We start from the raw sequence: 12452 nt of genomic DNA, 5'->3' as shown, positions 1-12452 counted from the left end.
TACGGGGTTCAGTGGGCAGCGGCAGTGCTGGCCACTTCAGCCACCGTCGTTGGTAGAAATCGCTCAATCGCAAATGCCTCAATCGGCGTGGTGCTGCGGCCATCGCGGGCCAGCTCGGCCAGCACTTCGCCCACGCCAGGGCCAATCTGAAAGCCAGCGCCCGCAAAGCCAAAGCCGTGGATCAGGCCAGGCGTGGTGCTGCTTTTGCCCAGCACGGGCTGGCGGTCGGGCAGGTAGCCCTCGGTGCCGCTCCAGGTGCGGATGAAGTGCGCGTTTTTTAGCGCGGGCAGCAGCTCCACCGCCTGCACGGCCAGGGTGGCGATGGCGCTGCGTTCTGATCGGGCGCGGTCGGCATCCAGCGCCACGCCGGACCCGCCGCCCATCACCAGGTTGCCGCGTGCCACCTGGCGGCAGTAGATCCCTCCGCCCTCCACGCCCAGGCTCCAGTGCATGAAAAAGGGCAGGGGCTCGGTCACCGCCATAGCCGGGTGACCGGAGTGGATGGGCACGGCCTCGCCAAACTGCGCGGCCAGCGCACCAGCCCACGCGCCTGCGCAGTTGATGAGCACGGGCGCACGCACAGCCACGGCGGTGCCCGAGCGCACGGTAAAGCGCTTGCCGTCGTGCTCTACCGAGGTCATCGGTGTGCGTTCCAGAATATGCGCCCCCGCACGCCGTGCAGCCAGTGCAAAGGCGGGCGACACCAGGCGCGGGTTGGCCTGGCCGTCATCGGGGCACAGCGATCCACCCACGGCGCGCCCGCCCAGCCACGGGCAGCGCTCGCGCAGCGTGGTGCCAGAGATGAGCTGTATGCCCAGATCAAAGTCGCGGCTCAGGTCGGCGTAGGCCTCCAGCGCGGCCATGTCGGCCTCGCTGCGGCCAATCTTGAAGTGCCCGCTGCGTTGGTATTCGCCATCGGTGCCAATCAGCGCGGGCAGGTCGGCCCACACTTGGTGGGCGCGCTGCGCCAGCGGCAGTTGGCTCACCGGGCGGCCCTGGCGGCGCACGCCGCCATAGTTCACGCCGCTGGAGCGGGAGCCGCACAGATCGCGCTCCAGCAGCACCACGCTCACGCCCTTGCGGCGCAGCGCCAGCGCGGCGGACGCGCCCATGATGCCGCCGCCCACAATGGCAACGTCGGTGTTGATGGTTCGGGTGGTCGTCATTCGGCAGCCTCCGCCTGGGCTTGCAGGTGGATGGGAATGGGCTTGATGGGGGCTTGCCCGCGCAGCCGACCCACTTGGTCGATGGGCTTGCCCGTGGCCTGGGCCAGGATTTCTGCCGCCGCCACACCGCACATGCGGCCCTGGCAGCGGCCCATGCCCACGCGGGTCAGGGCTTTGAGGCGGTTCATCTCGTCGGCACCTGCATCGCGGGCGCAGGCGCGCAGCTCGCCGGCTGTGATGTTCTCGCAGCGGCACACCACCAGCGCATCGGGTGCGTGGGCAGCCCAGTCGGTGGGGAAGGGGAAGGCGCGTTCCAGCCCTTGGCGGAACGGCATCAGATTCGTGAGCTTGCGTTCCAGCTCGGCGGCGCGTGCCGCTTCGACCTTCACGCCATGGTCGGCCAGCAGCGCCAGTGCGGCGCGCTCGCCCGCCCACTCTGCCGCATCCGCACCCATGATGCCCGCGCCATCGCCCGCCAAGTACACGCCTGCCACGCTGGTGCGGCCTGCGCTGTCGCGCTCGGGCAGGTGGGCGCGGTGCATGGGTGCCCAGGCAAAGCGGCAGCCCAGCAGGTCGGCCAGCTGGGTTTCGGACCGCAGGGCGTAGCCAAAGCCCACGGCATCGCAGGGCACGGTGTGCTCGGCCTGACCATCGCTCCACACCACGGCGTTCACTCGGGTGTCACCTTCCACGCGCACCGGCCGCACGCCGGTGTGCACGGCCACACCATGCGCGCGCAGCCAGGCCACGTAGTACAGGCCCTTGCCCAGCACGGCAGGCTGGGTGAGCATGCCGGGCAGTGCAGCCAACTGGTCGGCAAAGCGGGCGGTGTCCAGCACCGCAGCGACCGTTGTGCCCGCCTTGGCATATTGGTAGGCCACCAGGTAGAGCAGTGGCCCAGTGCCCATCAGCACCACATTGCGGCCAATGGTGCAGCCCTGAAACTTGAGTGCCACCTGCGCACCACCCAGCGTGTACACGCCGGGCAGCGTCCAGCCCGGTATGGGCAGCACACGGTCGGTTGCGCCGCTGGCGACGATGAGCTGCTGGTAGGGCACCGTGCGCGTGGTTTGCGTGGTACCGTGCAGCGCATCCAGCACGCCACCCTGGGCGTTCCACACCAGGCTGTCGGGTTGGTAGTCGATGTGCGCGCTCAAGCTGTCAAAGGTGCTGTGCAGCGCCGTGGCGCGTGCTGCCTCGGTGCCGTACAGCGTTTGTGCGCTGCGGGCAAAGTGGGCAGGCGGGCGGCGGTAGATTTGTCCGCCACCGCGCGCGGCCTCGTCAATCACCACGGGCCGCACGCCATGCGCCACCAGGGTTTGCGCAGCGCGAATGCCCGCAGGGCCTGCGCCCACGATCACGGGTTGCAAGGTGGGGCCGGTCATGCGGGCGCTCCGGTGGTCAGCTGCATGCCTGCCTGGATGAAGGTGGCGCAAGACCGCAGGCGTTCGCCCGTGGCGGTCATCACCCAGCAGTCCTGGCACGCGCCCATCAGGCAAAAGCCTGCACGCGGCTCATGGCTGAACTCGTTGCGGCGCAACTGGGCGCGATGGGTGAGGATGGCCGTCAGCACCGTGTCGCCTTCGAGTGCGGTGGCGGGTTCGCCATCGAGCATGAAGGGCACGGGTGCGCGGTCTTTTTCTGCCACGCGGTGGAGCAGGGCGGTATTCACAGTCATGGAGGTCGTGCCCATTTACTTCTTGCCCACCAAAACGCGGTCCAGCCCATACACGCGGTCCAGCAGCACCATGGCGAAGGCGGTCAGGCCCACCATCAACGCAGACACCGCTGCCATCAGCGGGTCAATGGATTCGGTGGCGTACATGTACATGCGCACCGGCAGCGTCACGGTGCTGGGCGAGGTGACAAAGATCGACATGGTCACTTCGTCAAAGCTGTTGATGAAGGCCAGCATCCACCCGCCTGTGACGCCGGGCAGGATCATTGGCAGAGTGATGCGTGTAAACACCGTGGCCTGGCTCGCACCCAGCGACAGGGCGGCGTGCTCGGCACTGCGGTCAAAGCCCACCAGGGCCGCCACCACCAGCCGCAGCGTGTAGGGTGTGACGATGAGCGCATGCGCAAACACCAGCCAGCCAAAGCTGCCCGTGCCGCCCAGCAGCGCAAACAGGCGCAGCAGGGCCACGCCCAGCACCAGGTGCGGAATGATCAGCGGTGACAGGAACAGTCCATTCAAAAAGCCGCGCCCCGCAAAGTCGTAGCGTGTGATGGCAATGCCCGCAGGCACGGCCAGCACCGTGGCCAGCGTGGCCGATGCCAGCGCCAGCCACAGGCTGTTCCAGAACGACTGCACAAAGTCCGGGTGCTCAAACACCGCTTTGAACCAGCGCAGTGAGAACTCGGTGGTGGGCAGCGTCAGCGTGTTGTGCGGCGTGAACGCCACGATGCACACCACCAGCAGCGGGGCGAGCATGAAGGTGATGACCAGCGCGTTGAACGCGAGGGCCAAAGGTCCGTTCTTCTGCATAACTTCAGCCCAACGCTTTCTTGTACCGGCCCTCAACCAGCCGGTTGTAGCTCAGCATGACCACGAGATTCGCTACCAGCAACGTCAGCGCAATCGCTGCGCCCAGGGGCCAGTTCAGCTCGTGCAGGTACTCGTCGTACACCACCGTGGCCACCATCTTCAGCCGCCGCCCGCCCAGCAGGCCGGGAATGGCGAACGAGCTGGCCGCCAGCCCAAACACGATCAGGCTGCCCGACAATATGCCCGGCAGCACCTGCGGCAACACAATGCGCCGCAGCGTGGTGAAGGGGCTGGCCTGTAGCGACAGGGCCGCGTTTTCCACGCCAGGGTCCAGCTTTTGCAGCGAGGTCCACACGGGAATCACCATGAAGGGCAGCATCACATGCACCAGGGCGATGACTACTGCGATCTCGGTGTAGAGCATCTTCACGGGCCCAAAACCCATCAGCCCGAACAGGCCGTTGACCAGCCCTTCCGGCCCCAGCAGCATGCTCCAGCCAAAGGCGCGCACCACTACGGACACCAGCAGCGGCGCCAGTACCACCAGCAGCAAGATGGAGCGCCACGGGTTGCCCATACGGCTCAGGATGTAGGCCTCGGGCGCGCCAATCAGCACGCAGATCAGTGTGACCAGGCCCGCAATCCAGAACGTGCGCCAGAAGATGGCGTGGTAGTACGAATCGGTGAACACATGGGCGTAATGCTCCAGCGTGAACTCGCCCGCCTTCACTCCGGTGGCCGGGTCAAAGGCATTGAACGACAGCACCGCCGTGAGTGCCAGCGGCACCAGCAGCAGCACCGTGAACAGCAGCAGCGCGGGGCCGGACAGCCACCAGGGCAGCGCTCGCCGCATCAGCGGGGTGGAAGACGCGTTCATGACGTGACCTCGGCGCTGGCTTCCTCGGCCTCCAGCTCGGCCAGTGCGGTCTCGTCAGCGGGCAGCAGGCGCATGCAGTGGTCGGGCCAGTCCACGCCTGTGCGTTCACCCTCGGCCAGTGCGGTGCGGCCATCGTTGGGGGTGAGTGCCATCAGGTCGCCTGCAGCGGTGCCAATGCGATAAAGCCATTGGCTGCCCAGAAAGAAGCGCTCGCACACCTCTCCATCCAGCCTGCCTTGTACCGAAGGCACCAGTTGCAGCTTTTCGGGCCGCACACTCAGCAGCACCGCGGCACCGGGCCGAAAACGGGGGCCGTTGACTTCCACCTCCAGCCCGCCCACAGCCACATGCGTGTGGGTGCCGCTGGCATGCGTCACCTTGCCTGGCAGCAGGTTGGCCTTGCCCACAAAGGTGGAGATGAAGCGCGTGCGCGGATGCTCGTACACGCGGTGCGGGTGGTCAATCTGTGTGGCGCGGCCTGCTTCCATCACCACCACGCGGTCGCTGATGGACATGGCCTCGCTCTGGTCGTGTGTGACCATGATGGTGGTGGTGCCCACCTTGCGCTGAATCTGCCGCAGCTCGAACTGCATCTCCTCGCGCAGCTTGGCGTCGAGGTTGGACAGGGGCTCGTCCAGCAGCAGCACGGGTGGCTCAATCACCAGCGCACGGGCCAGGGCCACCCGCTGGCGCTGGCCGCCGGACAGCTCGCGGGGGTAGCGCGTGGCGTGCTTTTCCAGGTGCACCAAGGCCAGGGCCTGGGCCACGCGCTCGGCGCGCTCGGCCTTGGGCACCTTGCGCATTTCCAGCCCAAAGCTCACGTTGGCCGCCACCGTCATGTGCGGGAAGAGCGCATAGCTCTGGAACACGATGCCCAGCCCGCGCGTGTTGGCCTTGGCGTGGGTGATGTCCTTGCCATCGAGCTCGATGCGCCCGCTGGTCACGGCCTCAAACCCCGCCACCATTTGCAGCGTGGTCGTCTTGCCGCAGCCCGAGGGGCCCAGCAACGACACAAATTCACCCTTTTGCACCGTGAGGTTCATGGACTGCACCGCGCAGGTGCTGCCATAGAACTTGGTCACGTCCGTGAGCTTGAGAAACGACATGGCGAACGCCCTTTCGTGCCTGCTCAAGTCTGGGTTGACGCCCAGTGCCTGCGCTGGCTGGTTGGTTTGCAAGGCCGTCCACCAGATTCAGAAGTCTCTTGTTGCACTGCTATGGTGCGAGCTGTCTGAAGGATTGGACGGAAACAGCGAGTTCAGTTCACTCTATTGCAATAAACAAACCAACTTTCTTCGGGTATTCCATTAATCAGAATTTTTCTTAAATTTATTCCGATCAATGGAATATGATGCCTTCAGAAAGAACACCACATTCCATGGGAGCGATGTATGGAAGCAGCATCCACAGCCACCGGGGGCGTACCCCGCGTCTTCGCCGTCATCCGGGCACTGTCTGCGGTGCAGGCAGAAGGGGGGCGAGTCACCCAATTGGCGCGCGCCGTGGGTCTGACGCAGGGCACCACGCACCGTTTGCTGCAGTCTCTGGTGGCTGAAGGCATGGTGGAGCAGGACGAGCGCAGCAAGCTCTACCGGCTGAGCATGGATTTCTTCGCCCTGGCGGCCAAAGCGGGCAACCCTGGCGACCTGCGCACCCTGTGCCGCCCGGTGCTGCTGCGCCTGTGCGCCAGCCTGGGGGACAGCATCTTTTTATTGGTGCGCAGCGGCTTTGACGCGGTGTGTCTGGACCGTGCCGAGGGGCCGTTTCCTATCCGCTCTTTCACGGGCGACATTGGTGGCCGGGTGGCGCTTGGCGTGGGGCAGGGGGCGCTGGCCATCCTGGCGTTTTTGCCCGAGTCTGAACGCGAAGAGGTGATCCGTTTCAACCTCTCCCGTGTGCGGGAGTACGGCGTGTTCGATGAGGTGTACCTGCGCACCGAAATCGAACGCGTGCGCCAGCTGGGCTACGCGGGCCGCAACACTGGCTTGCTCGAAGGCATGGCCGGTGTGGCCGTGCCTATCTGCGACCGCGAAGGCCGCGCCGTGGCGGCCCTGAGCGTGGGCACCATCTCTGCACGCCTCAACGAAGACCGGCTGCCCACCGTGGTCGAACTGCTCAAGCGCGAGGCAGCATCGGTGGGGCCGAAGATCAACCCGTTTGATGCAACGCTGCGTCGGCCTGCGCAGAGCTTGGCGGGTGGGGCGCAAGGGGTGGCCATTGGTGCGAACGTGGAGTGAGGTCACGGTGGCCTTGTGCCTGCAGTGATGGGCGGAGGCCTGCCATGTGAAGCGTCCACATGCGAGAACGCGGCGTGGATTTGCTTCTCTTTTGATAGCTGCTTGCGCTTGTTTAGTGAGCGATACAGGCACTTTTCTTGTTGGACTTCGCAGCACAGTCATCCATAGTGTCTTGTTGCTAGTGCCATCTGCTGCATCTGCACAGGTGTGAAAGCAGGCCCGCCATGAGGGGTTGCTATCGATGCACAATCAGTCACATTTCCTTGAAGCTGTTGGAGTGCCTGTCCGGCTTCGCGTTCGCGCTGCGCGACAGGTGCAGATTTTCAGGTGCCCTATGAACCCACCCGTGCTTGCCAACCCTTCATTCCCCATCGGTTTTGAGCCCTTGGCGGGCACCCGTGCCGATTGCGATGCCTGTGGCAATGCCGAGCGCGTGGGCTTTGCCTTTGAGTTTGCCTACCAGCCCATTGTGGATGTGCACACGCACCAGGTGTTTGCCCATGAAGCACTGGTGCGCGGACCGCAGGGGGAGAGCGCGGCCCATGTGCTGGCGCAGGTCAATGAACTCAACCGCTACCGGTTCGATCAGGCGTGCCGGGTCAAGGCCATCAAGGGGGCCAAGGAGTTGGGCATGGCCGAGCACCTGTCCATCAACTTTCTGCCCAACGCCATCTACAAACCCGAGCTGTGCATTCGCACCACGCTGGAGGCTGCCCGGGTGCACGGCTTTCCGCTGGACCGCATCATCTTTGAGGTGACCGAGGGCGAGCGCATTGAAGATGGCCCCTGGTTTGCCCAGATCCTGCGGGAGTACAAGCGCTGCGGCTTCAAGACAGCCATCGACGACTTCGGGGCGGGTTTTGCGGGGCTCAAGCTGCTGTCAGATTTTCAGCCCGACATCGTGAAGATCGACATGGATCTGGTGCGCCATGTGGACACCAGCCGCCCCCGGCAGGCCATCGTGCGAAACCTGGCGCGGCTGTGCGAAGAGATGGGAATCACCGTGATTGCCGAAGGCATTGAGACGCCTGCGGAGCGGGATTTTGTGGCGGACTGCGGCATCCGCTTGATGCAGGGGTATCTGTTTGCGCGGCCTGCCTTCCGGGCTATTGCACCGTTGAACCGAGGGGCGCTTATCGCTCTTGAGTGACGGTTGTGGTTCACGAGTAATTGAGTCTGAGACACATAAGCTGGTGGTAACGGTCACTATCCAGCGGTTGCCCTCCCATGGATCTACAGCGAACGCGTACTATCGGGCAGCACCAGACCTTCCCCCTGTAGGGCGGAAGGTCGTGCCAGAACCTGACATCGAGGGGGAAAATTGCGTTTATTAGATGAGCTTTTGGAAGTCGTCGAGCCAGCTTTGCCCTTGGTTAAGGACTGGGCTGCAAATGCTGAACTCTCGGTCGAGATACTGCCTCCTTCCCCGAACTGCGGTGATGTTCTCGTTGAGTTGCAAGTGACCACTCGGTCGGTCCTTGGGGCCATCGCCTATGGGACGGGCGGCATCCTAGTGGACGGAGGATGGCTCAGAATGCTCGGCTCTGGGCATCCAAAGCTAACCCGCAACATAGCGATGTGGAACACCGGGAGGTCTAACGGGTTTTGTCTTGTGGCTGACGATGTTGTTGGTGGTTTTTTCGCGCTAAACGGCGGAGCATTCGGTGACGACCTCGGTTTGGTGTACTACCTCGCGCCTGACACGCTGGAATGGGAAAACTTAGGGGTCGGCCATGCGGCATTCACGCAGTGGGCATTCACCAAGAAGCTCCACACCTTCTACGCTGGAATGCGATGGTCTGGCTGGGAAGACGATGTCGGGAATCTACCTGGAGACCAGTGCTTCAACTTCTACCCGTTCTTGTGGAGTCAGCAGGGGTCGGCACAGACCAGTTCTAGACGGCCGATTCCTGTGGACGAGCAGTATGCTTTCAACACCGCATCGAGGCAGTGAGGAAGTAGCTCGGTGTGGCAGGATGCGGCCATCAGTCAATGGAGGTGGCAACAATGGGGAGCCAAGATACGAGGTCTTCTTGGGCAATCACGTCTTGGCACCTGATTGCGAGTAAGGGTCACCTTCCGTCTCCACTCCCCAATGAGGGGTTAGACGCTCTTCGTCAGCTTGATGAGTTTCTAAGTCATAACGAACTCGAGTTAGCGCTGGAAGAAGCAGAGTTCCTCGGTAACCTTTGCCATTCCCCTCCAGCCTTTTGGGCGGAACTCCAGCTGGCGGCAGAAAACATGGGATTGAGCGAGGCATCCTCACGTTTCGCAGCTCGACTTTAATCAGGCCTCGCATCCCCAAATTGGGCAAGGACTGCTCAGGGGCCGAAGCATACATTCGCGGACGCGTCGCGCGTGAGCCTAAAGCGGACCTTCGCGCTGTCTCAGACTTTGTTGGCCAGGAACAGTGGCTTGCATATCTGCAACGACAATCCCCGCCCATGGACTTCCTCAAAACCTTCGGGCTGTTTGTGGCCACGGCACTGGCAGAAATCGTGGGCTGCTATCTGCCCTACCTCTGGCTGCGCCAGGGCAAATCTGCTTGGCTGCTGTTACCCGCCGCGGCCTGTCTTGCGGCGTTTGCCTGGCTGCTCACTTTGCATCCCACTGCTTCGGGTCGGGTGTATGCGGCCTATGGCGGCGTGTACATCTCTGTGGCCATGGTGTGGCTGATGCTGGTGGACAAAGTCAGGCCCAGCATGACGGACTGGGTGGGTGTGGCTGTGAGCCTGCTGGGCATGACCATCATCATGCTGGGCCGCCGGGTGGGCTGAGGCTGCGTGGGATCGGGATCACGCGGAGGCTAATGACTTGGGGTGGCTGAGAGCGGCTCACAAAACTCAGCGTAGCGGTTCTGGCTAGGCGCTGCGTCGCAGGCAGTACGCGTAGTACGACAAGACGCGGCAACGACGCCAGAAGAGTTTTGTGAGCTGCTCTTATTCCATGTGCTGGCACTCGGACACCAGCCAGTCTCTGAACGCCTTGACCAGGGGCGTCTGGGCGCGAGCTTCGGGGTAGACAAGGTAGTAGGCATCGGGGCTGGTCACGGTGTCGGGCAGCAGCTCCACCAGGGTTCCGGCGGCCAGTTCCTGCTCGATCAGAAAGCGCGGCAGCAGCGCAGCGCCAAGGTTTGACACGGCAGCCTGCGCAATCATGGCGAAATGTTCCGAACGCGGGCCGCGCAGTGCCATGGTGGTGGGTGCGCCCACATGCTCAAACCATTCGGCCCACTGGGTCGGGCGGGTGCTTTGCTGCAGCAGCACCACGCGCGCCAGGTCTTGCGCCGTGTGGATCTGGTGCTGATCGCGGTAGGCGGGGCTGGCGACTGGCACGACCTCTTCGCGCATCAAAAATTCGCACACCGCTCCGGGCCAGGTGGGTGCGCCAAAGTGAATGGCCGCGTCAAAAGGGGTGCCCGCAAACTCGAACGGCTCGGTGCGGGCTGAAAAGTTCACCGTGATCTGTGGGTGCTGGGCCATGAAGCGGCTCAGGCGCGGTATGAGCCAGCGCGTGCCCAGCGTGGGCAGAACGGCCAGGTTGAGCAGCCCTTCGGCATGCGAAAACGCCATGGCCTTTTGTGTGCTGGCCGAGAGCTGCTGCAACGCGGCGCGCACATCGGCCGCATACACCCGGCCTGCATCGGTGAGCACGATGCGCTGGCGCACGCGGTGAAACAGGGCCATGCCCAGTTGCTCCTCCAGTTGCCGGATCTGGCGCGACACCGCGCTTTGCGTCAGGTGCAGCTCCTGCGCGGCGCGCGAGATGCTGGTGTGGCGCGCTGCCGCTTCAAAGGCCAGCAGGTCAGCGATGGGGGGCAGGAAGGTCTTGCGGAACATGGCTGCACAAAAAGTGGGCGATTGATGCGTAGAGGGAATGAGCGGCTTTGCAGCCCTTGTGCCCTTAATGCAGAGTCAGCGCTTTTTGAACAAGCGCTGGCCACTCCTGCATTTGCTAGGCATTGTGCGTTACTTCATTCTGAAATGGTATGAAGTCGTTCCAAACTTTTGCTATGCAGGGGGCCGTGGCGCATGGATAGTGGCACCATCCTTGCTGCTGAAATGCCCATCTCGGCGCATCACCGGCCATGCCGGGGCGCCGCGTATTTTCTGAATCGAACCTCCTACACCGTCTATGTCTGACACCTCCATTGCTTCCAGCGTTGTTCCTGAAGTCCATGCCCTGCTGCAGCGCCTGGGCGTGCCCGCCTCTGCCTACCAGGGGGGCGACTTGGCTGTGCGCTCCCCCCTCACGGGCGAAGTGGTGGCCCATGTGCCTCAGCACACGCCTGCACAGGCCCGCGAAGCCATTGGCCGTGCCCACGCGGCGTTTGCGGCGTGGCGCAATGTACCCGCGCCACGCCGGGGCGAGTTGATTCGCCTGCTGGGCGAAGAGCTGCGCGCCGCCAAGGTCGACCTAGGCCGCCTGGTGACCTTGGAAGCGGGCAAGATCCCGTCCGAAGGCCTAGGCGAGGTGCAGGAGATGATCGACATCTGCGACTTTGCCGTGGGCCTGTCGCGCCAGCTGTACGGCCTGACGATTGCCACCGAGCGCGCTGGTCACCGCATGATGGAAACTTGGCACCCGCTGGGTGTGTGCGGCGTCATCTCGGCCTTCAACTTCCCGGTGGCCGTATGGTCGTGGAACGCCGCGCTGGCTGTGGTGTGTGGCGACCCGGTGGTGTGGAAGCCGTCTGAAAAGACCCCGCTCACGGCCTTGGCCACGCACGCCATTGCCCAGCGCGCACTGGCTCGCTTTGGATCGGATGCACCCGCGGGCCTGCTGGAGCTGATCATCGGCCAGCGCGACATTGGCGAGGTGCTGGTGGACGACGCCCGCGTGCCCGTTCTGTCGGCCACCGGCTCCACCGCCATGGGCCGCGCCGTGGGCCCGCGCCTGGCAGCCCGCTTTGCCCGTGCCATTCTGGAGCTGGGTGGCAACAACGCTGCCATCGTTGCACCTTCTGCAGACCTGGACCTGGCCCTGCGCGGCATTGCCTTTGCGGCCATGGGAACAGCAGGCCAGCGCTGCACCACGCTGCGCCGCCTGTTTGTGCATGAAAGCGTGTACGACCAGCTCGTGCCCCAGCTCATCAAGGTGTACGGCAACGTGCAGGTGGGCGACCCGCGCACCGATGGCACGCTGGTAGGCCCGCTGATTGACCGCATGGCGTTTGACGGCATGCAAAAGGCGCTGGAGCAAAGCCGCGCGCTGGGTGCCAAGGTGCACGGCGGTGCCCGCGTGGAAGGCCTGGGCGGCCCCGATGCGTACTACGTGCGCCCCGCGCTGGTGGAACTGGCAAAGCACGAAGGCCCCGCGCTGCATGAAACCTTTGCGCCCATCCTGTACGTCACCCGCTACAGCACACTGGACGAAGCCATTGCCATGAACAACGCCGTGGGCGCAGGCCTGTCGTCGTCCATCTTCACGCTGAACATGCGTGAGGCCGAGCAGTTCGTGTCGGCCTCAGGCTCGGACTGCGGCATTGCCAACGTCAACATTGGCCCCAGCGGTGCCGAGATTGGCGGTGCGTTTGGTGGCGAGAAGGAAACCGGCGGTGGCCGCGAGGCGGGTTCTGACAGCTGGAAGGCCTACATGCGCCGCGCGACCAACACGGTGAACTATTCGACCGCGTTGCCCCTGGCACAAGGCGTCAAATTCGACGTTTAAGCCGCATTCCAGAG

12 protein-coding genes are annotated in these 12452 nt (G+C 64.0%); 5 read left to right on the top strand and 7 right to left on the bottom strand.

What is annotated here, in order from left to right; translation table 11 throughout:
• Nucleotides 1-8: 8 nt before the first annotated feature.
• Genes AACH87_RS17190 through AACH87_RS17165 form a run of 6 tightly spaced genes read right to left on the bottom strand, consistent with a single transcriptional unit; the run spans nt 9 to nt 5637 of the window.
• The gene (locus tag AACH87_RS17190; protein ID WP_338795725.1) at nt 9-1166 is read right to left on the bottom strand and encodes an FAD-dependent oxidoreductase; all 1158 of its coding nucleotides are present in this window, start codon (nt 1164-1166) and stop codon (nt 9-11) included.
• Nucleotides 1163-2551 carry an NAD(P)/FAD-dependent oxidoreductase gene (locus tag AACH87_RS17185; RefSeq protein ID WP_338795724.1) on the bottom strand — a complete coding sequence of 463 codons (1389 nt, stop codon included), beginning with the start codon at nt 2549-2551 and terminating at the stop codon, nt 1163-1165. Before AACH87_RS17185 ends, AACH87_RS17190 begins: the two co-directional genes overlap by 4 nt.
• Nucleotides 2548-2844: a (2Fe-2S)-binding protein gene (locus AACH87_RS17180; protein WP_338795723.1), complete on the bottom strand. Its 297-nt coding sequence runs from the start codon at nt 2842-2844 to the stop codon at nt 2548-2550. Before AACH87_RS17180 ends, AACH87_RS17185 begins: the two co-directional genes overlap by 4 nt.
• Before the next feature lie 15 nt (nt 2845-2859).
• On the bottom strand, nt 2860-3654 hold the full coding sequence (locus AACH87_RS17175; protein ID WP_338795722.1) for an ABC transporter permease: 795 nt from the start codon (nt 3652-3654) through the stop codon (nt 2860-2862).
• 4 nt (nt 3655-3658) lie between these two features.
• Nucleotides 3659-4531, bottom strand: coding sequence for an ABC transporter permease (locus AACH87_RS17170; RefSeq protein ID WP_338795720.1), 873 nt, complete (start codon nt 4529-4531; stop codon nt 3659-3661).
• Nucleotides 4528-5637, bottom strand: a complete 1110-nt coding sequence (locus AACH87_RS17165; protein ID WP_338795719.1) for an ABC transporter ATP-binding protein — start codon at nt 5635-5637, stop codon at nt 4528-4530. The genes AACH87_RS17170 and AACH87_RS17165 overlap by 4 nt, the downstream gene beginning before the upstream one ends.
• Nucleotides 5638-5922: 285 nt before the next feature.
• Here AACH87_RS17165 and AACH87_RS17160 point away from each other — a divergent pair, with 285 nt between their 5' ends.
• The 4 genes from AACH87_RS17160 to AACH87_RS17145 all read left to right on the top strand — a co-directional run bounded on the left by AACH87_RS17160 (nt 5923) and on the right by AACH87_RS17145 (nt 9545).
• On the top strand, nt 5923-6768 hold the full coding sequence (locus tag AACH87_RS17160) for an IclR family transcriptional regulator (RefSeq protein ID WP_338795718.1): 846 nt from the start codon (nt 5923-5925) through the stop codon (nt 6766-6768).
• A gap of 334 nt (nt 6769-7102) precedes the next feature.
• Nucleotides 7103-7918, top strand: coding sequence for an EAL domain-containing protein (locus AACH87_RS17155; RefSeq protein ID WP_338795716.1), 816 nt, complete (start codon nt 7103-7105; stop codon nt 7916-7918).
• Between the two features lie 171 nt (nt 7919-8089).
• Nucleotides 8090-8722 carry a DUF2625 domain-containing protein gene (locus AACH87_RS17150; protein ID WP_338795715.1) on the top strand — a complete coding sequence of 211 codons (633 nt, stop codon included), beginning with the start codon at nt 8090-8092 and terminating at the stop codon, nt 8720-8722.
• A 490-nt stretch (nt 8723-9212) separates the two neighbouring features.
• A complete protein-coding gene (locus tag AACH87_RS17145) occupies nt 9213-9545 on the top strand; it encodes a YnfA family protein (RefSeq protein ID WP_338795714.1) in 333 nt (110 codons plus the stop codon).
• 162 nt (nt 9546-9707) lie between these two features.
• On the opposite strand, the gene AACH87_RS17140 is transcribed toward AACH87_RS17145, so the two are convergent.
• A complete protein-coding gene (locus tag AACH87_RS17140) occupies nt 9708-10607 on the bottom strand; it encodes a LysR family transcriptional regulator (RefSeq protein ID WP_338795713.1) in 900 nt (299 codons plus the stop codon).
• Nucleotides 10608-10902: 295 nt separating this feature from the next.
• On the opposite strand from AACH87_RS17140, the gene AACH87_RS17135 reads away from it, so the two are divergent.
• Nucleotides 10903-12438 (top strand): aldehyde dehydrogenase family protein, encoded by a 1536-nt coding sequence (locus tag AACH87_RS17135; RefSeq protein WP_338795712.1) that lies wholly within the window; start codon nt 10903-10905, stop codon nt 12436-12438.
• Nucleotides 12439-12452: the final 14 nt, after the last annotated feature.

Origin of the sequence: Acidovorax sp. DW039, from assembly GCF_037101375.1 — a bacterium.
GTDB lineage: Bacteria > Pseudomonadota > Gammaproteobacteria > Burkholderiales > Burkholderiaceae_C > Acidovorax.
This window is presented reverse-complemented; position numbering and strand designations above follow the sequence as displayed.